We start from the raw sequence: 25288 nt of genomic DNA, 5'->3' as shown, positions 1-25288 counted from the left end.
TTCACATTTGTTTTATTTGAGATTGATTTTAACAGTATTTTAATTGAAATACTCAATAAACTACGACTTTTTGATATTCGAAAAACTAGGGTATAAAAAAAGCCACCCATAAGGTGGCTTTAAAAATAAATATATTTTTGAAGCTTATTCAGCTGTCAATTCAACTAATTTGAAACCTTGACCGTGAACGTTCACGATTCTTAAATTATCGTCAGGTTTCAAGAACTTTCTAAGCTTTGTGATATACACGTCCATACTTCTTGAGTTGAAGTAGTTATCGTCTAACCAAATTTTCTTTAAAGCTAAAGAACGGTCCATAATTTCATTCTTATGAATAGCCAATAAACGTAATAAGGCAGATTCTTTAGAAGTAAGACGTTGCTCAGCTCCGTCAACATTGTGTTTCAACATTTGTGCATTGAAATCGAATGTAAACTGACCAATTTCGAAAATTGTTTGTTTTTCTTTCGAATCAGTTTTGCTCTTAGTTCTGCGAAGGATAGAAGTAATACGAGCTAAAAGCTCTTCCATACTAAATGGCTTAGTAATGTAATCATCCGCACCTACTTCGAAACCTCTTAATGTATCTTCTTTCATCGACTTTGCAGTCAAGAAGAAAATTGGAATATCAACATCAGATTTACGGATACGTTCAGCTAATGTGAAACCGTCCATCTTTGGCATCATCACATCAAAGATACATAAATCATGATCTCCGTCTTGATACGCTCTTAAAGCTTCTTCTCCGTCTTGCGCACGTGTAACTTCAAAATTTTTAACTTCTAAGTACTCCGTTAATAACATCCCTAAGTTAGGATCATCCTCTGCAAGTAAAATTCTCGTTTTATCCATTTTCAGATATTGGTAGTTGTATTATAAATTCACTTCCTCGGCCAAGTTCACTCTTACACTTAATCGTACCGTCGTGTGCTTGGACTATGTTTTTTACATAACTTAAACCTAAACCGAATCCTTTTACATTGTGAACATTACCAGTCGGCACTCTGTAAAATTTATCGAAGATTTTCGAAATGTGTTCTTTTGGTATTCCCTGTCCGTTATCCGAAACTTTTATCTCTAGATTTTCACCTTTTATAGTGGCCATCAGATCAATTTTTGGAGCTTCCGGAGAATACTTATTCGCATTATCTAACAAGTTAAAAATAATATTAGATAAATGTAACTCATCGCCAGTAACTTTTACGTTTTCTGCGTCCCAGTTGAGGTTTAATTGACCTCCTCTGTCTTCAATTTTTATTAAAGTGTTCTCGTAGGCAGTTTTCATTATCTTCTGCATGTCTACAGGAACTTTCCTTAATTTTAAATCACCACGTTCAATACGGGCAATCTGAAGGACACGTTCAACCTGACGGCTAAGTCGCTGATTTTCATCTTTTATAACACCTAAATACCTACCTGTTATACTAGGCATTTTTTGTACATCCGGATCCATTAAGGCTTCAGTAGCAAGAGCAACAGTGGAAATCGGTGTTTTCAGCTCGTGTGTCATATTAGATATAAAATCATTTGTTATTTCTGAAATACGTTTTTGCTCTATAATAGTTCTAGCTGCGAACACAAAAGTAAGAAGTGTTAACAAAATAAATCCTAAAGATGAAAAAAGAACAAAACGCATTTTGCTGATCAGAAATCTATTTTCTTCTGGGAATTGTAAATACAAAACGTTAGAGTCGTCGAAGATATCTTTAGGGTATAATGATATGCTGTATTTACTTTCGATGATTGTAGCATTTTTTTCTACGTTGCTACTCATTATCACCGTTTCTTTAATACCGTCTTTTTGCTTAACAGCAAAATCGTATTTGGTTTTAATTCCCCTTAATTCCATTTCCTGCTTTAATAGGGAATCTAGTGTACCAAAATTCACTCTATCTTGCAGCATGGTATTTTCCGATAATATCATTTCTGAAACTACCTGATTCACCAACTCCGTTTTTTTCATGATCAAGTCCATGGCCTTGTCTAAACGCTTCTTAGCTGTTGAGTCTGTGGTGATATTACTTAAAATACTATGTTTTTTAATGGATGAATCACCACTTATACCATATTTATTTTCCTCAAAATCAGATAATACGGTTTTTGTTGCAGTACCGGTCTTTTTAATTTCGGCCTTTTCTTGAACTTTATAGGCAATACCGTCTTCTGCTAATTTATCTGAACTGATGGTTTGGGATATCTTAATGTTCTGTTTATGTGTCCAGTAAGCTTGCTGTTTTGTAGAATCATACCTCACGACAATATCGCTGTTTGATACAGAGATATCGTCCATATAACGTTTTGTTACCGTAAGAATCTCTTGTTGTTCTAACCTTTTTACTACACTAGTAAGTGTTTCTCCGATCTCTTGTTCAAAGTGACTTTTTCTCTCGGAAATAGCTGATTTAATCCAATAATATTGTAATGCAGCAAGGCCAAACATGGCGATACACATCAAAGAAATGATGGTAATGAGTCGTCTTTTTGTCATATGATATCAGAAACTGAAATGATCAGTTTTATCAAGTTACTATTAATTAATAAAGCAAAGTAATGTTTTGAAGATAAGAATTCAATTTTTTTGATTAGTAAATACAATAATTTATGTATTACATCAAAAGGGTGTACACACTACATTGACTATTCACAAATAAAGAAAATGATTTACAATTTCTTTAGTATTTAACAAAACTTATTTTAAATGTGCTTATTTATTACTCCTAACACATAGCACTAACATTTGTATCTTAAATTTGTTATAAAATTAAGTGAATAATAAATGCTTTTGCAAAACTGATTTTATTTAAAATTAATGGCAATCCTTAAAAGAACTTGTTTTAAGATTTTATTGTATTAGTTAAACATTTTTCACAAGTTATTTAAATGATTGTAAATTGTTGGTTTTTAGCAATTTAAATGCTAAAGTTCAACTTATTAGAATTTGTTAAGAATTAGAGTCCATTAAACACTTTAAAAGCTGTTTTCATCTTTGTATTATTGTGTAACAAACAAAACGGAGAACCAATTAATCCTCCCTTATAAGCAAAAATAGCTCAGTGGCAGAGCGTGATTATTCCAAGAATAGTTCAAGGCATGGGTTCGATTCCCAATTTTGCTCTCATAGTAGAAAGTAGCAATGAGAAATAGCGAAAAAGAAGGCTTGTTTTACGAGCCTTTTTTTTATGTCCAAAAAATAAGGTTGCTTCATTTATGGATGAAACAACCTTTAATAATTATATCAAAAAGTACTACTGTTTATAACTTTCTAACGTCTTCGTACGATCCATTAGGCGTCATTAATAGTGCTGGAATAATATCTCCAATTCTTTTGGCCGCCTCTTTAGGTTTAGGCATCACATCTGTTCCTCTCGCTTCTTTAAGACGTTGCATACTTGGGAACTTGTCGTGATCTACAACTTCACACAAATAATCTTGCATTCCAGTATCAATTAATCCTGGAGCTAAAGCTGTATAATGTGTAGAAGGGTACTCAGCAGCATATAATTTGACTAACATATTTACAGCTGCTTTAGAAATAGAATAACCTGACCATCCTTTATTTCCATTGATAGAAGCACCAGAAGAGATGACAACCACTTGGTTTACCTCAATACTCATTTCATATAAAGTATCCAGTATTATTTTGTTAGCCCAAAGGTTAATATCCATTACTTCTTTCATTTCTGAAATGGAAGCTTCAGTAATGCCTTTAATTTCACCAAGTATTCCGGCGTTTAAAATCACAACTTGTAAGTGATCTACTCCACTAAGAAGGCTTTGAATATTTTCTTTTATCTGATCAAAATCAGAAACATCAGATAAAGAATGTGTATAGTTTTCTTGGGCATCAAGTTGTGGGGCGGCACTTCTACTTAACCCAAATACTCGATCACCTTTTTCTAAGTAATACTCTGCAAATCCACTTCCGAGGCCTTTGCTAGTACCTGTAATAAAAATATTACTACTCATTATTTCTTTAGTTTAAGATGGATGTTTTCGTAAATCATTTCTGCGTGAACTCTCGAGTTCTCGATAAACCAAGAATTTGTTTTCATTCCTCCGCAGACTACTCCTGCAAGGTAAATGCCTTCTTGATTGCTCTCGTGTGTATTGGTATTGTATTCTGGGGCTTTGATATGGTCATCTGATAAGGTAATCCCGATGCGCTGTAAAAAGTCAAAATCAGGCTGATAACCTGTCATGGCCAAAACAAAATCATTCGATAGACGAGTCAATTCCTTTGAGTTCATATCTTCTATGATAATCTCAGTAGGAGTAACCTCTTTTACCTCATGTTGGAAGAAAACTTTTATACTCCCTTCTTTGATTCTGTTTTCTATATCGGGTTTTACCCAATATTTTACTCTATCGTTAATTTCCTCTTCTCTTATAATTAAAGTGACATTTGCTCCCTTTCGATACGTTTCAAGGGCTGCATCAATGGCCGAATTCGCACCACCAATAACCGCAACATCTGTAAAAGAGTAGAGGTGAGGATCGTCGTAATAATGTTTTACTTTAGGTAGATCTTCGCCAGGAACATGCATTAGGTTGGGGATATCATAAAATCCGGTAGCGATTGTGACCGTTTTCGCTAGATATTCGCCTTTTGATGTTTTTATTTTATAGACCTCTTCTTCGTTAAATGACTTATCAACATTCAATACTTTTTCAAAAAGGTGAATATTGAGATTCCAAGTGGTTTGTACTCTTCTGTAGTACTCTAGGGCTTCTCTTCTTACTGGTCTGTGATTATGGGAAACGAAAGGAGCATTACCAATTTCTAATTTTTCGGATGTCGAGAAAAAAGTCATATTCACAGGGTAGTGATACAAGGAGTTGACCAAACACCCCTTTTCTAAAATAAGGTAGGACAATCCTTTTTTTTCTGCTTCAATACCACAGGCTAATCCAATAGGACCGCCACCTACAATAATGTTGTCGTAGATCATATTATTTCTTTAGACGAATAAGGCTGATTTTATCAATTACTTTCTGTAGATATTCTCTATTTTCAATCATAGAGAAACCAAAGTCGTTTATTGATAAAGCCAAGTCTATATGTTCTGTTTCAGTTAAATCTTCGAATGTAGCAGTGAGTTGTGCTGTTCTACCATTTTTAAAAGTACCGTACAATGAAATGGATACAGAGTTTACTGTTGAGTATACCAATCTACCGCAATGTTTATAATGCTTTGCCATAGTAGGGTCTTCCATTAATGGTTTCTCTACAACTTTAATCCATTCCTCTTTCATTTTCTCTTTCCAGAAAACTTCGTTCGAACGGTTATTGATATTTTGTATCAAGATATTAAAATCGGATACTATACCCATAGGCATATGACCGGTTAATAAAGCAGCGTAAGTCTTGTGTTTTTCTGAATCAAAAACAAAAGAGTCTTTGAGGACGCCTAGGGAATCATTATTTAAACTATCATAGAGTTGATATACTTGCTCTCTAAATTCACCCAAGTTTTCGTTCTTGATTCTATGGATAAATTCCTTTTCATCTTCTTGGAAAGGATTGTGAACATGAATCATAGCACTTGATATAGGAAATAGAGTAGTGGTATTGTGCATATGGAAGGTACCAACGGCTCTTTGCACCGAATCCATACCTAGGCGACTCATCAAATAATCTCCATTGGCATCTGTGGTGAAATGAATTAAACCACTGGCTATTTCACTTAGCCTAACCTTTTCTCTAAGTAATTTATTTTTGTAATGCAGATAGTCATGAAAGAATTTCATTTTATTCGAGCTAGCATCGAATTTTTGAATTTCAGACAAAGGAACTCTTTCATTTGGTTTTACAGTACCATTGCTTACCTGTCTTGTATATTCAAGAACATAAAGCCAATAGACTAATCCTCCAACAGTAGACAGTTCGTTATCACGCCATTTTATTACTTTACCAGAATTATCGTTATAAGTAAGGTGAAACTTAGTAGGGTTTTCCTCTATAAATTCTAAAAAATAGGGAGGGGGTTTGATGTCTTGACCAAAAAGGGAAAAAGTGATTCCTTGTAAGAGGAATATATATATAAAGGCTTTCATGTATTTATGTTCGGTAGTTTTATAGTACAAAAATCCCACATCAAAGTGTGGGACCTTGTCTTGACATAAATATACAATTATTTAAATCAAGTAATATACTATATGAAATAAATGATTATTCATCTTCTAGGATCATCAACTTAGCGAAAGTAAGGATTAAGGTCTTTTTACCCACCTCTTCGAAATTGATGATCGCTCTTCTGTCTAAACCTTCATCCGAGATTTTTTCTACTTTACCATCACCAAACTTTGTATGTCTTACTGTTTGTCCAATAGTAAGATTATCAGTATTTGATGGGTGGAAAGGACGATCATCCTTTGGCTTCACCGCCTTTCTGATAAAGTTGGAAGGTTGTTGTCTTAAAGATCTAAAGTTAGAAAAGCCAGGTGTGCTACCAGGACCTAAGTCTTCCGAAATACTGCTTCTTCTCATACTAATGTATTGAGGAGCAATTTCGTCTATAAATCTACTTGGGTCACACATAATGGTTTTACCAAAACGGTAACGTTGCAAGGCATAAGACATGTACAGACGCTGCTTGGCACGAGTAATTGCTACATAGAATAAACGTCTTTCTTCTTCCAGGTCTTCTCTTGTTTCCAACATCATTTGAGAAGGGAAAAGATTCTCTTCCATACCAACAAGGTAGACGTAATCAAACTCCAAACCTTTCGACATGTGGATGGTCATTAAAGTGATGGCATCTGAAACATCTTCTTTATCTTGAGTGGTGATCAAAGAGATTTCTTCTAAATAAGTTGTTAGACTCTTATCTTCTTTTTCGGGATCATCAGTAAATCCTTGTATACCGTTTAGAAGTTCCTGTAAGTTGTCGTATCGGTTTTTACCTTCAGGCGTTTTGTCGTCGTATAACTCTCTAAGAATACCAGAGTTTTTGGCAATAAATGATGCGGTCTCGAAAGCATTCTTTTGTTCTGATTGCATTTGGAAGACCTTAATCATATTGGCAAAGTTCTCCACTTGTGTCGCCACACGACCTCCAAAGAACTTTCTGACATTGGCAACGATATCCCAAATGCCCATTTTGTTCTCTGCCGCTTTTACAAAAAGGTTGTTTACCGTTGTCGGTCCAATTCCTCTTTTAGGGTAGTTGATTATCCTTTTAAAAGCTTCTTCGTCTTTTGGGTTGGTCACAAACTTCAAGTAAGCGATCATATCCTTAATTTCCTTTCTCTGATAGAAAGAAAGTCCACCAAAGATTTGAGCTTTAATAGATAACTTTACCAAAGCTTCCTCTAGAGCTCTTGACTGAGAGTTCGTTCGATAAAGAATGGCAATATCAGAAGCAGGAATATGATCTTTGATCATTGCTTGCTGAATACTTTGTGCTACGCCTCGGGCTTCCTCTAAATCTGTCGGCGTTCGGAATACTTCGATACGTTCGCCAATAGCATTTTGAGTAAATGTATTTTTTTCTAACTGATTCTTGTTATGAGCAATCACAGAGTTGGCCGCTTCTACAATGGTTTGAGTAGAACGGTAATTCTGCTCCAATTTGATCACCTTTAATTCGGGGTAATCGGTCTTAAAGTTGAGGATGTTTTGGATGTTTGCCCCTCTAAATGCATAGATAGATTGTGCGTCATCGCCTACCACACAGATGTTACGGTTTCTTGCCGCTAATTTTCTGGTGATAAAATATTGGGTGACGTTGGTGTCTTGAAACTCATCAATAAGTACATATTTAAATTTACTTTGATACTTGTTTAAGACATCTAAATGTTGTTGGAATAAAACGGATGTATTAAAAAGGAGGTCGTCGAAATCCATCGCATTTGCTCTGAAACAACGAATAGCATATTCTTTATAAATCTCCGCAATTTTAGCTCTACCAGAAGCTTCGTCTTCTAAACGTAAGTCGTTATTTTGTTCATAAGCCCTCCAAGATATCAAATTGTTTTTTGCCGAGGAGATTCTAGATAAAACAACACTTGGTTTATATAATTTATCGTCTAGACGGAAATCTTTTACTACTCCTTTGATCACTGATTTAGCATCTTCAGAATCATAAATAGTAAAGTTGGATTGATAACCGATTTTCTCCGCTTCAAAACGAAGAATTCTCGCAAACACGGAGTGGAAAGTACCCATCCATAAATTCTTAGCATCATCGCCTACAGCATCGACAATACGTTCCTTCATTTCTCTTGATGCCTTATTGGTAAAGGTTAGAGAAAGAATATTGAACGGTTCTACTCCGTTGGCAATCAAGTGAGCAATTTTATAGGTTAATACCCTAGTTTTTCCTGATCCTGCACCGGCAATGATCATCATAGGGCCATCCATAGTCACTACAGCTTCACGCTGAGGTGGGTTTAATCCTTCTAAATAATCCATTATATAAATCTATCCTGCAATTGATCTGCTAATTTACAATCAATTTTGTTACTTTTTTATACATTTTGAATTATTGTCGATAAATTTTTACGCATAATGCAAGCGGAAGTAAAGAAGGATAGATGATAAAAACTCAGTTGTAGTGTTGTTTATCAATTAGATAAGGGAGGACAATGTTTCCTCTTAAGGGAGGAGCTCTATTCCTCTTAAGGGTGAACAATCCGTCCTCTTAAGGGAGGAATGATATTCCTCTCCGGGAAGAAAGAAGTAAATGCTGTAAATAGATCGGAAAAAATAATTTGCATAAAGAGCATAGTAAGTAGTTGCTTCAACAAATTTGATGTGTTTTTTTAATAAAGCCCACAACCCAATGAAAACGCATAATTATTGCAATATTCTAAGAATTGTCTGTAAAATTTAGAAATTACTACTGTTTCTTTTTGCATTTCTGAATGAATTTTAGAAATTAAAATCATGAAATTTTAAGACTTTTTAGATTTTTGTAAACAAAAGTATCAATTGGTAATTTATAGTGATATACAACCAGTAATTTTGAGCATGATCTATTAAGTAATTAGCATCATATCAATTCAAATAACTTGAACATGCATTGAAAATGTATTTAATTCCCTTCTGCTATGGATTTTACTATCAACTTTGGAACCCGCCCTATAGAAAGTGGTGACTTATTAATATCAGAGCCCTTTATGAAAGATCGTAATTTTTCGCGATCGGTAATCATCATGTGTGAACATAATGAAAATACGGGTTCATTCGGCCTGATTTTAAATAAACCATCTTTAGTGACTATCGAAGAAGTAGAAAACCGTTTGTCCATAGATACACCAATATATGTAGGAGGACCTGTTGAACAGGATACATTACATTACATACACAAGTTTAAAGATGTCACCAATGCCATTCCATTAAAAGACGGTCTGTATTGGGGAGGTAATTACAACGAGATTCAAGTACTTAACAATAAAGGACTATTGAACAACAATAACTGTAGATTCTTTATGGGATATGCAGGTTGGGATGAGTTTCAACTGCGTTCGGAATTGAAAGAGGACAGTTGGATGGTTTCTAACATGAGACTTTCTGAGATTTTAGATTACCCTGTAGACGATTTGTGGAAACATGTACTCACAGAAATGGGAGGGAAATATAAAGTTTTCGCAAATGCAGCAAAGAATATTCGAATGAATTAGAAAATAAGATTAAGATTACGATATTGTATAGCCTTTCGCCATGTGTGGAAGGCTATACGTGTTTATAAGCAAATAATATATATACCAAAGATGCAAAATCCTTTATTAGCACCTTTTAAAACTGTTGATGGAACAGCACCGTTTTCATTAATCAAAGAAGAACATTTTATCCCTGCATTTGATCATGCAATCTCATTAGCCAAGGAAAATATCAAGAAGATTGAAACGTCTTCTGAAGAACCTTCATTTAAAAATGTTATAGTAGATTTAGAGCATTGTTCAGATTTATTGGGTCAGATAAGCAGCATATTTTTTAATTTGAATTCAGCAGAAACGAATGATGAAATTCAAAAAATAGCACAGGAAGTATCACCTAAATTAAGTGGACTAAGAAACGATATATTACTAAACCAAGGGATTTTTGAGAAAGTAAAATCAATTTATAATCAAAAAGATACCTTAGGTCTTGATATTGAAGATGCAAAACTGTTAGAGAAGACCTATAGTGATTTTGCACTCAATGGAGCAGAATTAAACGAAGAACTAAAAGGTCAATTAAGAGAAGTTGATCTTGAACTTTCTAAGTTATCGCTTACATTCGGCGAGAATGTATTGGCAGCGACAAATGCTTATGCAATGATCGTTGAAAAAGAAGAAGAATTAGCCGGACTACCTGATGCCGTAAAAGAAGCCGCAGCGATGTCAGCTAAAGAAAAAGGAATGGAAGGCAAGTGGGTATTTACACTTCAGTATCCTTCCTATATTCCATTTATGACATACGCTGAGAACGAAAAGTTAAGAAAGGAATTGTTCTTTGCCTTTGGTAGCAGATGTTTCGATGGTCACGATAACGACAACCAAGAGATTGTAAAGCAATTGGTGTCATTTAGAAATAAGAAAGCAAAATTATTAGGCTTTGATAATTATGCCGATTACATCTTAGAGAAAAGAATGGCAACTTCTCCTAATGCAGTCGTAGAATTCTTAAACGACCTTCAGGAAAAAGCTAGACCGGCAGCGGAAGCAGAGGTTGAAGATGTAATTGCTTATGCTAAAGCGAACGGAGCAACTACTGTCAACCGTTGGGATTGGGCATTTTGGTCAGAAAAACTGAAGAAGGAAAAATTTGCGATCGATGATGAAGCGCTAAAACCTTATTTCAAACTAGAAAATGTTCTAAATGGAGTATTCGAAGTCGCCAATAGATTATATGATCTAAACTTTACACCTAGAAATGATATTGATAAATACCATAAGGATGTAATGACGTATGAGGTTACCGATTATAATGGAAGACATATATCCATTTTCTATGCGGATTTCTTCCCAAGAGTGGGTAAAAGAGGTGGTGCATGGATGACTTCTTTTAGAGGTCAAAGCATAACTGGTGATTCTGAAAAAAGACCTCATGTTTCTATTGTCTGTAACTTCACTAAACCTACAGAAACAAAACCTTCTTTGTTGACTTTCAATGAGGTGACAACGCTATTCCACGAATTTGGACATGCATTACACGGTATGTTGGCTGAAGGTAAATACGAAAGCCTTACGGGTACATCAGTGTATTGGGACTTTGTAGAATTACCCTCTCAAGTGTTGGAAAACTGGTGCTACGAAAGAGAAACATTAGATCTTTTTGCCAAGCATTATGAAACAGGAGAGGCTATCCCTCAAGAATTTATCGATAAAATTAAAGCCTCATCCACTTTCTTAGAAGGGTATCAAACACTACGTCAGGTGAGTTTTGGATTGCTCGATATGAAATATCATCAATTGGCAGATGGGAAAGTGGTGGATGTTGCTACTTTTGAAAAGGAAGCAATGAAGCCAACTTCAATTGATCAATTAGGAAAAGTAGAAGGAACAAATATGTCAGTGGCCTTCTCTCATATTTTCCAAGGAGGATATGCGGCAGGGTACTATTCTTACAAATGGGCTGAGGTTTTAGATGCAGATGCTTTCGAATTATTCAAACAAAAAGGAATATTTGATAAAGAAACGGCAAACAGTTTTAAAGAAAATGTGTTATCTAGAGGAGGAATAGAAGATCCTATGGTGTTGTATAAACGCTTCAGAGGACAAGAACCAAAGGTAGATGCATTATTAAGAAGAGCAGGTCTTTTGAAGTAGTAATAAAAAAGTATTACCTTTGTACTTATTACAAAAATTGTTTAAACAAATAAAAGTGATTATAGCTTTTATCTAAATTATAAAGAAATATGATTGAAGTATCTGATGCCGCTGCAAAGCGAATAATCGAACTTAGAGAACAGGAGAACAGAGCGGAAGATCAAAACGTTCGTGTTTCTGTAAAAGGTGGAGGTTGCTCAGGTCTTATGTACGACTTGGCTTTTGATGCCGAAATTAAAGATACAGACGACGTTTTCGAAGACAAAGGCGTAAAGATCTTTGTTGATAAGAAGAGCCTTCTTTATTTAGTAGGAACAACGTTAGACTTTTCTGATGGTTTAAATGGTAAAGGTTTCCAATTTGTGAACCCGAATGCAAGTAGAACTTGTGGATGTGGCGAAAGCTTCTCTATCTAACTAAACCATTTTAGTCGTATTTACAACGACTAGAAGAAAAAATATAAAAAGAGCTGATCTTAATAATATCTGAGATCAGCTCTTTTTTTTATAAATTTAGTTTAAAAACTTTTTTTTCAAGGAACATTTTTTTATCATAGGTCGATGAGTAAATAAAATGCTGAGCGTGGACAGCTCAGATAGAATAGAGTATTTTCGATTCAACTTCTAAATTGATAAATAAGGGACTTCGCCTGTTTTGCCTGCTTTAAATTCTGGCTTAAATCTGTTAAACTAAAATGAAATTATCTTTACTTCTTAGAATATATATATTCATTCTAATTCAATTGTTTTGGAGTAGTATGCTTCAAGCAAATACATTAGATGAAATTGTGATTGATAATCCCCAAAACGAAGATGTGTTCTTTATTCGTTCCTCTCAAGTAAAAGTATTCGTTGAAAAAGGGAATAACGAAGTTGATATTCATGAAATTTTGAAAGATTCAACTATACAATTTCAACCCTTAAAATCGGAGAGTATATTTATTACCGATCAATCGATTAAAGAGTTTTGGGTGAAAATTCAATTAAATGGTAATGTATTTACACATGATCGTTGGATTTTTGAAATCCCAGATTCTCACATAGGTGAAGTACAAGCCTATATACATATAGTTGGCGATACTTTATTAAAGGTTGAAAAAGCGGGTTATCAACATCGTTTTCATACCAGAAATTATAAGCACAAGAATATCATTTTTCCCTTGGATCAAGTGAATTTAAGGAAAGGGGATAAAGTAGAAGTGTATTTAAGGTATGATACACCATTTCAAAATGTGCTTTTTTACAAAATATCAAAAGCCAAAGCATTTATTCGATACTCAAATACTGAATATTTAATGTTGGGGTTAAACTATGGGATATTAATATGTCTTATTGTGACAAGCATATTGTTATTCCTTACCATCAAGGACAAATTTTTACTCTTCTTAATCTTATTTTTATTGGGTAGTATATGTATAGGCTTGTCAGAAGATAATTTAGCTTCCGAATATCTTTTTAATAATTACCCCGGTTTCAATTACATACTATTAAAGTTTTCTGCCACAATTAGTATGATTTCAATTGTTTTGATGGCAACTCAATTCCTAGAAATAAGAAAAGAAAACCTTAAAGTGTATTCGGCTATTATTGGTATCAGTTTATTGAATGCATTTTATTTCCTCACCTTTAAAACATTAAACGATAGTATTTGGAAGTTGCCGACTTTCTTAATCCCCTTTTTGATTATTCTAGGATACATTTTTACTGAAAGAAATCAAAAGAAACAACAGGTGAAATACTTCCTATTGGGGTATTTGATTATCCTTACGGGATTGGTATTTCAGGTGCTTAGAAGTTACGGTATTTTTGTATCAGCCAATATCTTAATTGTGTATTCTTATAACATAGGTCTATTATTAACAGGTCTATTTATGACACTATCACAAACAGAACGATACAAAATCTTAAAAGAGGAAAAAGACAAGGCACAACAAGAACTCATTAAAGATTTAAAGATTAGAGAAAAGGTAATTGAGGATAAGGTTGAAGAAAGAACAGAAAAAATTAAATCACAGAATTTAATTATCGAAAATAAGAATAAAGAATTGGAATGGGTGAACGATGAACTCAATCAGCAAAGACTAAAAATTCAAGAATTAAATAAACAGCTAAAAATTGAAAACGAAAAATTACATGAAGATGTGGAACACTTAGAAACTGCACGTGTCTTAATGCAGGAAGTTACCTTTGAAGAATTTGAAGGTATGTTTCCAACAGACGAGAGTTGCTATAATTATTTGGAAGAAATTAAATGGAAAGAAGGCTTCCAATGTAAGAAGTGTGGTCATGATGATTACGCTACAGGAACAGGACACAATGCACGACGTTGTAAAAAATGTAACTATAACGAATCTGTGACTTCAGGAACTTTATTCCACCGTTTACACTTTCCAATTAAGAAAGCGTTTTATATGGTTTTTATTGTTTATGCTAAGAAGGGAGAGATCTCTTCTACGAAGTTAGCAGAGGTTTTAGAAATGAGACAGAATACCTGTTGGAAGTTTTCTAAGAAGATTAATGAAAGCATGCTACGTAAAAAAGAGGAATTAGGTTCTGAAGAAGCATTAAGGAAACAAGGTTGGGAAGCTTTAATTATTACTTAAACCGGTTCCGATATCAGTTGCATAGACAGAAAAATGTGTTAAAATTGATTTTTTTTAAATGATAATGTAATAAGTAGTAAAACATACACTTATTCCGTAAATAGCTGATAATCAATACATGAAGCAACTTTTTTTTAAATGATAAATTTTTTTTCACCGAAAAAAACATATTTGGTAAAGAAATATTAACCTTCAACCTTTGTAATGGCAAACAACAGAAGACGTCCCTGTTTTTTATCAACTAACGAGAGTTTAATAAACTACTCTTTTTAAAAAAAATTTATTCATCGAATTTAAACTTGAAATGAGATTATTTTTACAAGCAAGTAAATGTCTCGCTCTATTCTTAGGAATGATGACTCTAATGTCCGTGAGTACATTTGCACAAGATAGAGTGATCAGCGGTACAGTTACAGACTCCCAAGATGGAAGTCCTCTACCGGGTGTAAACGTGAAGTTAGTAGATACTAACATTGGTACCATTACAGATTTGAATGGTGCTTTTAAATTAAGTATCAACGACAGCCACAAAGAAATTCTATTTTCTTATATCGGCTACTTACCAGAAACTATAGAAATTGGACAAAGAACAGTTATCGATATCCAATTAAACCAAGATATCGAACAACTGGAAGAAGTAGTTGTTGTAGGTTACCAAGTGCAAAAGAAAAGTGTGGTAACAGGTGCTATTGCTTCAGTAAAATCTGAAGACATTACTCAAGTTCCAGTACAAAACGCTGCTCAAGCATTACAAGGTAAAACAGCAGGTGTTTTAGTAACACCAGTATCAGGTCAGCCTGGTTCAGGTATTGATATCCGTGTTCGTGGTACTGGTTCTAACGGTGACAACACTCCGTTATACGTTGTTGATGGAATCCAAATGAGTAACATTAACTTCCTTAACCCTGGTGATATTGAGTCGATTGAAGTACTTAAAGATGCTGCATCTGCCGCTATTTATGGTTCACGTGGTGCAAACGGTGTAGTATTAGTATCCACAAAGAAAGGTAAAGCAGGTAGAACAGTAGTTACTTACGATGGTTACTATGGAGTTCAGGAAGCTTGGAGAAAAACTCCATTAATGAATGCTCAAGAGTACATGATGTTCCATAATGAAGGCGCGCTAAACGCTGGTCAGTCAATTAAGTTTTCGCCAGATCAAATGGCTGCTAACACTACGGACACCAACTGGCAAGATGAGATGTTCTCACAAGCACCGATTCAATCGCATACGATTCAAATGTCAGGTGGTACTGAAACATCAACTTTCATGACATCAGTTTCTTACTTTGGACAACAAGGTATCGTCGCTCCAGAAAAATCTAACTTCGATCGTTACACGATTAGATTGAATTCATCACATAAGATTTCAAAATACTTTAAAGCTGGTACTAACTTTACTTTCTCTAGAGAAGAATCAAAAGGTATTAATGAACAAAACCAATTTGGTGGTGTTTTGCAAAACGCTTTATTGCACGATCCTTTAACAACCGTTTGGGAAGATAGACAAGACGTTATTGAAGCATATGATGCTTATCCTGTTAAACCAGCAAACCAAAACGGTCGTTACTATGCGATCTCAGATCAAACGTTGAGAGAGGTTGTCAACCCAATGGCAAGAATTGAGAATACTTATGGAGAGCTTGCTGATAACAAGTTTGTAGGTAATGCTTATTTAGAATTAACTCCAGGTGTTGAAGGTTTAACTTTTAAAACAGATTTTGGTGTAGATATTTGGGGTAGAGTGAATAGAGGTTACAATCCTGAAGCGTATTACAATTCTGTAAATCAAGTTCCTGTTTCAGGAGTGAATCAAGGAGCTGAAAATGCAACTGTTTTACAGTGGGAAAACACAGCTAACTATCAAAAACAATTTGGTAAGCATAAATTGAATTTCTTATTGGGTACTACTTTAAGACAATCTTACGGTGGAGGTTTAGGTTCTTCTAGAAACAACTTACAATTACCAGGTTGGGAATATGCTTATGTAAACAACGGTGCTGATGATGAAACTCAAAAAGGTAGCGGTTGGTATTGGCAACATAGATTAATGTCATTCTTCGGTTCAGTAAATTACAACTATGAAGATAAGTACATGTTAAATGTAATTGCTAGATATGATGGTTCATCAAGATTTGGATCTAATAATCAATTTGGTTTCTTCCCTTCAGTACAAGCAGGTTGGGTAATCTCTAATGAAGAATTCTTAAAAGGTAACGAAACGTTCAACTTCTTGAAATTAAGAGCTGGTTGGGGTCAAGTAGGTAACGAAAACATTGGTGACTTCGGATACTTAGAATTATTCGGTCAAACACCTTCTTATCCATTCGGTACAGCTCAAGGAATGCAGCCAGGTTTTGGTATTACAAGAATGGCTAACCCAGACTTGAAATGGGAAGCGGCACAAGAATTAAACATCGGTATTGATGCAGGATTTTTTAATGATGTGTTGACTGCTACTGTAGATGTTTATGACAGACAACGTGTAGATTTATTAGGTACACGTCCTGTTCCAGGTTTTACAGGTGTAGGTGGTCCTCTTTCTAACCTAGGTACAGTAAGTAATAAAGGTATTGAGATGTCTTTAACTTACAATACAAAAGTAAGAGACTTAGAAATCGGTATTACAGCTATAGGAGGTTATAACGATAACGAAGTAACAGCAGTAGATAATGGAGATGGTAGGATTTATGGTAACGGAATGTTCCAAACACAAGGTCAGACAATGATGGAAGTGGGACATGCATTACCTTACTTCTGGGGTTGGAAAACAGACGGTATCCTTCAAAATGCGGACGAAGCCACTGCATATAATGAGAAATATGGAGAAAGTGCTCAGCCAGGTGATATTCGTTATGTAGATATCAACGGTGATGGTGTAATCGACAATGATGACAGAACAGACATTGGTTCTCCAGTTCACTCTTGGTCATACGGTTTGAATATGAGATTGGCTTACAAAGGCTTCGACATGACAATGTTCTGGCAAGGTCAAGCAGGTGGTAAATTGATCAACGGTACACTTCGTCCAGATTTACAACAAGATCAAAACTATCCAGCACGTTATTTAAACAGATGGACAGGAGAAGGTTCTACTAATGACTTCCCAAGATTTACTTACGATGACCAAAATCAAAACTTCACAAGAATCAACGATATGGTTCACGTAGAGGATGCATCTTACTTACGTTTGAGAAATTTACAAGTAGGTTACACATTGCCTCAACACATTTCCAAGAAAGCAGGTATGAGCAACTTAAGAGTGTATGTATCAGGTAATAACTTGTTCACTTTCACAAACTACTCAGGAATGGATCCAGAAGTAGGACACGGTGGCGCTCTTGGTTATGGATTTGACTTTGGTTCATATCCTCAAGCTAGATCATACTTACTTGGTTTAAATGTATCATTCTAAGAATCTGACGAAAATGAAACTTAAAAATATATTAGTAGCAGGAGCCATTGCAGTTTCCACTTTAGGAGCAACATCCTGTTCAAACTTCCTCGATATAAACCCTACTGATGCACAGACATCAGACACATTCTTCAGAACATCTGTAGAAGCAAGACAAGCCTTAAACGGTGTTTACGAAAAGCTTCGTTCTGATTACAATGGAACAATTCCTAATAACAACGCTTTAATAGAAGTTACTTTAGGAGACGACGCTTATGTTGGTGGAGCAGCCTCTGGTACAGATATGTTATGGTTACAGCAAATGATGCGTTTCCAAGCATTGACAAACTCAGAATCGGCTTTACAGACTTGGAACAAATGTTATGGAGCTATCCAAAGAGCCAATACTTTGTTAGCTAACTACGATAAAATTACATTCAAGTCGAATGAAGAAGATCTTAAAAACAATTACAAAGGCGAAGCAACTTATTTAAGAGCACACTTCTACTTTGAATTGGTAAGATACTTTGAAAATATTCCTCTAATCACTAATATTTTAGAAGGGGAATCTTGGACAGAAGTAACTCAAGAAGAGCCAGCTAAAGTATATGCACAGATCGCTAAGGATATGACAGATGCTATTGATCTAATGGCAGAAGAAATAGACGCTTCTGAAGCTGGTCGTTTGACAAAATATGCGGCAATGTCTGAGTTGGTAAAAGTATATTTATTCTATACTGGTGTGTATGGTACTACTGAATTACCCGTAGAAGGTGGGGCAGCACTTACACAAGCAGATATGATTCAAATGGCTGATGATGTGATCAACAGTGGTCGTTTTACATTAGCTGCTAATTATGCTGACCTGTTTAACGAAAGCGGTAACTATAACCCAGAGGTGATTTTCGAAATCGCTTTTGCGAATACAGGTTCAGGTGATTGGGGTGATTGGTCTTATGGTAACATCATGTGTCAGATGGCAGGTCCAAGAGCACATAACGGTCCTACATTTGCTCAAGGATGGGGTTTCATTGCTCCGTCAAGAGAATTAGAACAATCTTTTGAGGCAGGTGATACACGTCTTCCAGCAACAATTATGTATGCGAAAGACCTAATTGATGAAGTAGGAAGTGTCCACGAAGCACACTACAACTATACTGGTATGCACTCTAACAAATACACAACACATGCTTGGAATAGAGCAGATGTGAATGTGGAATTGAACTGGGCACAAAACTACCACTATATCCGTTTAGCAGATGTGTATTTAATGGCAGCTGAATTAAACTTATCGGGTAATCCTGCAAAAGCAACACAATATGTAAATGTGGTGCGTAGCAGAGCAGGTTTAGCTGACAAAACATTAGTAACACTTGCTGATATTCAACAAGAAAGAAGAGTAGAGCTAGCGTTCGAAGGACACCGTTATTTCGATGTTCTTAGAAGAGGTTTAAATGAAGCAAAGCAAGAGTTAGATGTAACTAATTATACATTAACACCTCCAACGCATACAGATCCTCAATATATCAATGATCAAGGGGAGAACTTAACTGGCGATATCGCTGCAGACCCTACCATTTTCGAAATTTCATTTGATGTGTCGAAAAAAGGTTTCTTACCGATCCCACAAGTAGAAATCGACTTGCATCCTTTATTAAAACAAAACGCAGGTTACTAATCAAAAGAATCAATGATCATGAAAAAATATATTTATTCATTCTTAAGCTTTGTCATGGTATTAGCCATGACAAGCTGTACCGAAGATAAACCATCAGTTGGACCAGCTCCAACAGCAGATGATGTGACTTTTACAGTAACTCCAACTGCAGAAAATCCAAATATTGTAGAGTTTACAAATACTACTCCTGAATCTATCGCATTCTGGAAGTTTAGTACTGGTGCTTCAGATAAAGGAGAGAAAGTAACCGCAGAATTTGCAGTGCAAGGTGATTATGAAGCTGAATTAACAGTGATCACTTCAGGTGGTCAGGCGACTGCTACAAAAACAATTACTATCGATCAAACAGACTTCTCATTATTAGATAGAGAAGATTACAACTTCTTAACAGGTGGAGCTGATTCAATCGACGGTAAAAGCTGGAAATTTGATAAAATGACTAGAGGTCACATGGGTATTGGCCCTGGCGATGGTGACACTCCAGAATGGTGGGCAGCAGAACCATTGCAAAAAGACGGTCTAGGTGCATATGATGATCTTGTGAACTTTAACTTGAATGGTTTCAAATTTAATTTGACAAACAATGGTGATTCTTATGCTAAGGATTATATGGCCGATTGGTTTACTTCTAGGGGTGGTACTTTAGTTCAAGATGCTGACGATCATACATATTCAATTACATTTGATGATCAATCAAACTGGAATTGGTCTATTTCTGAAAGAGATGGTAAAAGTTTCTTAGTATTATCAGGAGATGCATTCATGTCATGGCATACAGGTGGTAACCAAGAGTATGAGATTATGACTCTAAATGAAGATGAATTGTATTTGAAAACAATTGGAGGGGATGGTAATGCTTGGTACTATGGTTTCATCAGAGAAGGTTTTGAAAGACCAGTAGTTCCTCCAGTAGAAAAACCAGTTGAGTCAAACGATATTGCTGATGATTTTGCAGGTAACTCAACTTTATCTTTCGTAGCTGATGGTGAGCTAGAATTCACAGTTGGGGTTGATAATTTTGATCAAATGGGTAACCCTGCAGCACAAATTGGTAGATATGTTAGAACAGATGCAGCAGGAGATGCTGGATGGTGGCAAAACTATCAGGCAGAGCTTCCTTTTAGATTGGATTTATCTACAAGAAATGTGTTTACGATGAAAGTTTTATTGTTATCTTCTAACGATTTCACAACTGCAACTCCTGCAGAGGAAACTCCTGCATGGTTGCCTGAAGTAGCAATGACTCCGACAGTAGCAATTCGTTTAGAAGATACTAAACAAGGCGGTAACGCTTGGCAAACAAGAGCAGAAGTATCAAATACTATTACTGAAGATCAAATGGGTACTTGGGTAGAGTTAACATTCGACTTCTCAGGAGTAAGCGATAGAACAGATTTTGATAAAGTAATCATTCAGATTGGAGGCGAAGGTCATACAAGACCAGGTACATTCTACCTTTCAGACTTTGAATTACAATAAATAATGTGTCTAAATCTTATGGGAGGTAGTCATGTTACTACCTCCTGTGAGATAATAATTAAATGAACATGTTTCACGGATAGGGTGAGATATACAGTAAAACTACAAAGAACCAACGATGAAAAAGAACTGGATTAGAGGAGTTCTGGCAGCAGCATTATGCTCAGTAACTTTAGGGTTCAACACGCCTAATGTAGACCCAACTCAACAAGAAAATATTGAAATTATCATCAAAAGTAACTTGTCTGTAGAAGATAAAGTAGAAAAGATCTTACAACAACTAACATTAGAGGAGAAAGTTGGTCAGATGACACAAATTACTTTGGATGTCATTACCAAAGGTGAGAATGTATTTGTAAGCGATGAACCCCTTACTGTAGATAAGAAACTACTGGAAGAGGCCATCAAAAAATATAAAATTGGTTCTGTATTAAATACAGCAAACAACAGAGCTAGATCTACCGAAAAATGGAATGAAGTAATTACTCAAATCCAAAAGGTAGCAATGAAAGAAATTGGTGTGCCGGTATTGTATGGAGTAGATGCAATCCACGGTACAACATATACAGCAGGTGCAACATTCTTCCCCCAACAAATTGGTATGGCGGCCACTTGGAATCCTGAACTAAACCGTCAGGGTTGCGAAGTGACTGCCTACGAAACTAGAGCAAGTTCTATTCCTTGGGATTTCTCTCCGGTATTGGATATGGGTAGAAATCCAGCATGGCCAAGAATTTGGGAAACATATGGTGAGGATGTTTACCTTACTTCTCAAATGGGTATTGCAGCAATTAATGGTTACGAAGGAGAAAACAACGATCTTTCTGATAACACTAAAGTAGCGTCTTGTATCAAGCACTTCTTAGGTTACGGAAGTGAAAGATCTGGTAAAGATAGAACACCTTCTTACCTTCCTGAAATTGAGTTAAGAGAGCATTATTTGCCTTCATACAAAGCAGCTATTGATGCAGGTGCACATACCATCATGATCAACTCGGGTATCATTAACGGTACACCTGTACATGCGAGCTACAAGTTATTGACAGATCTTCTGAAGAATGAATTAGGTTTCGAAGGTTTGGTAGTCACTGACTGGGCGGATATCGAAAACTTGCATAACCGTGATAAGGTGGCAGCGACGCACAAAGAAGCGGTGAAGCAATCGATCAATGCGGGTATCGATATGTCGATGGTGCCTTACAACTTCAACTTCTGTGGTTACCTTATCGAATTGGTGAACGAAGGTGAGGTGCCAATGGAAAGAATCGACGATGCGGTAAGAAGAATCCTTACTGTAAAAGTAAAGTTAGGTTTGTTCGAGACTCCAGCGCCAAAGGTGAAGGATTATCCTAAATTTGGTAGCAAAGAGCATGAGCAAATCGCTTACAATGCAGCATCAGAGTCAATTACTCTTTTAAAGAACGATAAAGATATTCTTCCTCTTAAAAAAGGAACAAAAATCTTAGTAGCTGGTCCAAATGCCAACTCTATGCGTACCTTAAACGGTGGATGGACGTACTCTTGGCAAGGAGAGAAAGTAGAAGAATTTGCTCAAGATTACAATACGATTTTTGAAGCGGTTCAAAATACTTTTGGAAAAGAAAATGTAAACCTTGTACAAGGTGTTGAATACAATCACGAAGGTCAGTATTACGAAGAGAAAAACATCGATATTCAAGCAGCAGTGAAAGCGGCAGGTAATGCAGATGTGGTTCTACTTTGCCTAGGTGAGAACACTTATACAGAAACTCCAGGTAACCTTCACGATTTATACATTTCTCAAAATCAAAGAAAATTGGCGGAAGCTTTAGCAGCAACAGGTAAGCCAGTAGTATTGATTTTAAATGAAGGTAGACCTCGTTTGATCTCACAATTTGAATCGGACATGCAAGCAGTTGTACATACGTATTTACCAGGTAACTTCGGTGGAGATGCTTTAGCGGATATCTTAGTAGGTGATGTGAACCCTAGTGGTAAGCTTCCATATAGCTATCCAATGTACCCTAATGCTTTAGGTACTTATGATCACAAACCATCTGAAGCATCAGAAAAAATGGAAGGTATGTATGATTATAACTCTTCATTACCATTCCAATATGCATTCGGTTTTGGATTAAGCTACACTACATTTGAGTATGCCAACTTGAAAGTATCAAATACTGATTTTGGTCCTGATGATTCTATCAAGATTTCTGTAGATGTGAAGAACACAGGTAAAGTAGAAGGTAAAGAGGTAGTTCAACTTTTCACTAAAGATGTCTATGCTTCTATCACTCCTGATAACAAACGTCTTAGAAGATTCGAAAAAGTGAACTTGAAGCCAGGTGAAACAAAAACTGTTTCTTTCACTTTATCAGCTCGCGATCTTGCTTTTGTAGATGCAGACTTAAAATGGACTGTAGAAGAAGGCGAATTTAAACTGATGGTAGGTGATAAAACTACATCAGTGAATGTAACAAAAACAAAAAAGTTTGATCAAGCATCAAACTAACATTATAGTCAAATAGATCATAAGGGGGCTCCATTTTTGGGGTTCCCTTTTCTTAAATTACAGGCGATGAAAAAATATTACTTTTTGCTATTAAGCTTTTTAATCTATCAAACATCATTTGCACAAAATGATTGTTATGAATTGGTTTGGGCAGACGAATTTGAAGTAAACGGGGCTCCAGATGCTAACAAATGGGGATATGATATTGGTGGTAGTGGTTGGGGTAACAACGAAGACCAATACTACACAGACAAACTTACGAACGTTCAAGTGATCGATGGAAAATTAGTGATCACTGCACGAAAAGAAAATTTTGGTGGAAAAGCCTATACATCGGCTCGTTTAGTTTCTAAAGATAAAGGAGACTGGTTGTATGGTAAAGTTGTCGTAAGAGCGAAAATACCTACGGGACAAGGCACTTGGCCAGCAATTTGGATGCTTTCTACCGATTGGGAATACGGTGGATGGCCTGCAAGTGGTGAAATTGATATAATGGAACATGTGGGATACGATCCAAATGTAGTTCACGGTACAGTACATACTGAAGCGTACAATCACATGAACAATACCCAAAAAGGAGAGAAAGTAACAATTGCTACCGCTACTTCAGCTTATCACGATTATGTTTTGGAATGGGATGAAAACTCAATAAAAGTAGGTTATGATGATACTTTTTATTTCAATTTTACAAAGGGAGCTACTTATCAAGAATGGCCTTTTGATAAACGATTCCATTTACTATTAAACATTGCCATGGGTGGTTCATGGGGCGGTGTTGGCGGACCAACAGACGATTCGGCTTTGCCTGCTAAAATGGAAATTGAATATGTAAGGGTGTATCAAAAAACAGTAGGAGACATCACTGTTGAAGGAGATGTTATTCTAGAGAAAAACAATACATATACCTATTTTGTAAAAGGTATGGAAGGTAATGTGACTTGGACGGTACCGGAAGGGATGAATATTGTAAGTGGTCAAGGCACATCTACAATTGAGGTTGAAGTTACTGATGATGCGAAAGGAGGTGATGTAAATGCAGAAATCGTAGGTAACTGTTCGACATACAATGTAAAGAATGAAGTGAAGGTAGTTGTGGGAAAGCCCCAAGGGGAACAGATTAGTTTCCCCGCAACCATTGATAATACCATTAAGTGGTCTGTTTCTGAATCATTTGCTTCCACGTTTACATTAGAAAAAGATAATGAAGATGTATTGGTGACTTTCGATGTGAAAGATCCTTCGACAAATCCATATATAGATTATGAATTCGATGAGATCTATGACTTCAGTGCTCACCAAGAGTTTTCTGTAGTATTAAAAAATGCTGAAGGAAAAGAACCTGATGCACTTCGTATAGAATTGTTAGATGGTCAAGGTAATGCCATTACTTCAGGTTTTGGTCGATGGTATTCTTCTGAATTACAACAAGATTGTAACTTCTGGAGATATACACATACGTTTGATCAAGCAGGTACTCAAGTCTCTGGTGTGAGAATGTATATTAACTACGGTATTTTCTCCAATGCCAAAAAAGGTGGTGTTATTATCTCTGATATAGTAATGTCACAGTCAGGTCTATCAGAAGAAAGCCTGACAGACGATGGAGATTGTAGTGGATTAGATAATATTGTTACAAGTATTGATTCTGAATATTATAACAAAACAATTTATCCAAACCCCGTTAGAAATGGAGAAGAACTAACAGTAGGTGAGGATGTTCGTGTACAACTATTTAATCTGATAGGTAAAAAAGTATTCGAAGGTTATTCTATCAATGGTAAATTATTAATTGATGGCATTGAAGCAGGGCATTATATTATTGTCTTGGAAAATGAAAACAATAACATTTATAAGAAGATTATCATACAATAAGTTTAGTTTAATCAAAGA

Annotated in this window: 15 protein-coding genes and 1 tRNA gene; 10 read left to right on the top strand and 6 right to left on the bottom strand. The window is 35.7% G+C overall.

Features of this window, described 5'->3' with window-relative positions; all coding sequences use genetic code 11:
* Positions 1-144: 144 nt before the first annotated feature.
* Both MY04_RS09650 and MY04_RS09645 read right to left on the bottom strand, forming a co-directional pair.
* Positions 145-852 (bottom strand): response regulator transcription factor, encoded by a 708-nt coding sequence (locus MY04_RS09650; RefSeq protein WP_066209041.1) that lies wholly within the window; start codon positions 850-852, stop codon positions 145-147.
* The gene (locus MY04_RS09645) at positions 845-2488 is read right to left on the bottom strand and encodes a sensor histidine kinase (RefSeq protein ID WP_084005823.1); all 1644 of its coding nucleotides are present in this window, start codon (positions 2486-2488) and stop codon (positions 845-847) included. The genes MY04_RS09650 and MY04_RS09645 overlap by 8 nt, the downstream gene beginning before the upstream one ends.
* A gap of 549 nt (positions 2489-3037) precedes the next feature.
* Here MY04_RS09645 and MY04_RS09640 point away from each other — a divergent pair.
* Positions 3038-3113: transfer RNA gene (locus MY04_RS09640), tRNA-OTHER, on the top strand.
* A 139-nt stretch (positions 3114-3252) separates the two neighbouring features.
* Here MY04_RS09640 and MY04_RS09635 read toward each other — a convergent pair.
* From MY04_RS09635 to MY04_RS09620, 4 genes are all read right to left on the bottom strand, one after another.
* Complete coding sequence (locus tag MY04_RS09635; RefSeq protein WP_066209037.1) at positions 3253-3966, bottom strand: SDR family NAD(P)-dependent oxidoreductase; 714 nt, start codon at positions 3964-3966, stop codon at positions 3253-3255.
* The gene (locus tag MY04_RS09630; protein ID WP_066209036.1) at positions 3966-4949 is read right to left on the bottom strand and encodes a YpdA family putative bacillithiol disulfide reductase; all 984 of its coding nucleotides are present in this window, start codon (positions 4947-4949) and stop codon (positions 3966-3968) included. Before MY04_RS09630 ends, MY04_RS09635 begins: the two co-directional genes overlap by 1 nt.
* 1 nt (position 4950) lies before the next feature.
* Positions 4951-6054, bottom strand: a complete 1104-nt coding sequence (locus tag MY04_RS09625) for a hypothetical protein (RefSeq protein WP_066209034.1) — start codon at positions 6052-6054, stop codon at positions 4951-4953.
* A 115-nt stretch (positions 6055-6169) separates the two neighbouring features.
* Entirely contained in the window at positions 6170-8413 is a 2244-nt protein-coding gene (locus MY04_RS09620; RefSeq protein WP_066209032.1) for an ATP-dependent helicase, read from the bottom strand.
* A gap of 638 nt (positions 8414-9051) precedes the next feature.
* Between MY04_RS09620 and MY04_RS09615 the strand changes: the two genes are divergently transcribed.
* The 9 genes from MY04_RS09615 to MY04_RS09575 all read left to right on the top strand — a co-directional run bounded on the left by MY04_RS09615 (position 9052) and on the right by MY04_RS09575 (position 25270).
* Positions 9052-9624, top strand: a complete 573-nt coding sequence (locus MY04_RS09615) for a YqgE/AlgH family protein (protein WP_066209030.1) — start codon at positions 9052-9054, stop codon at positions 9622-9624.
* Between the two features lie 90 nt (positions 9625-9714).
* A complete protein-coding gene (locus tag MY04_RS09610; protein WP_066209028.1) occupies positions 9715-11754 on the top strand; it encodes a M3 family metallopeptidase in 2040 nt (679 codons plus the stop codon).
* A gap of 89 nt (positions 11755-11843) precedes the next feature.
* The gene (locus tag MY04_RS09605) at positions 11844-12170 is read left to right on the top strand and encodes a HesB/IscA family protein (RefSeq protein ID WP_066209026.1); all 327 of its coding nucleotides are present in this window, start codon (positions 11844-11846) and stop codon (positions 12168-12170) included.
* Positions 12171-12448: 278 nt separating this feature from the next.
* Positions 12449-14356 (top strand): 7TM diverse intracellular signaling domain-containing protein, encoded by a 1908-nt coding sequence (locus MY04_RS09600; protein WP_084005822.1) that lies wholly within the window; start codon positions 12449-12451, stop codon positions 14354-14356.
* Positions 14357-14660: 304 nt separating this feature from the next.
* A complete protein-coding gene (locus tag MY04_RS09595) occupies positions 14661-17771 on the top strand; it encodes a SusC/RagA family TonB-linked outer membrane protein (RefSeq protein ID WP_084005821.1) in 3111 nt (1036 codons plus the stop codon).
* 13 nt (positions 17772-17784) lie between these two features.
* Positions 17785-19428 carry a RagB/SusD family nutrient uptake outer membrane protein gene (locus MY04_RS09590; RefSeq protein WP_066209022.1) on the top strand — a complete coding sequence of 548 codons (1644 nt, stop codon included), beginning with the start codon at positions 17785-17787 and terminating at the stop codon, positions 19426-19428.
* Positions 19429-19446: 18 nt separating this feature from the next.
* Positions 19447-20907: a hypothetical protein gene (locus MY04_RS09585; protein ID WP_158297636.1), complete on the top strand. Its 1461-nt coding sequence runs from the start codon at positions 19447-19449 to the stop codon at positions 20905-20907.
* Between the two features lie 118 nt (positions 20908-21025).
* Positions 21026-23398 (top strand): glycoside hydrolase family 3 N-terminal domain-containing protein, encoded by a 2373-nt coding sequence (locus MY04_RS09580; RefSeq protein ID WP_066209018.1) that lies wholly within the window; start codon positions 21026-21028, stop codon positions 23396-23398.
* Between the two features lie 66 nt (positions 23399-23464).
* Positions 23465-25270 (top strand): family 16 glycosylhydrolase, encoded by a 1806-nt coding sequence (locus MY04_RS09575; protein WP_066209016.1) that lies wholly within the window; start codon positions 23465-23467, stop codon positions 25268-25270.
* The last annotated feature ends 18 nt before the right edge of the window (positions 25271-25288 follow it).

This window comes from Flammeovirga sp. MY04 (genome assembly GCF_001682195.2).
GTDB classification, from domain to species: Bacteria; Bacteroidota; Bacteroidia; order Cytophagales; family Flammeovirgaceae; genus Flammeovirga; species Flammeovirga yaeyamensis.
This window is presented reverse-complemented; position numbering and strand designations above follow the sequence as displayed.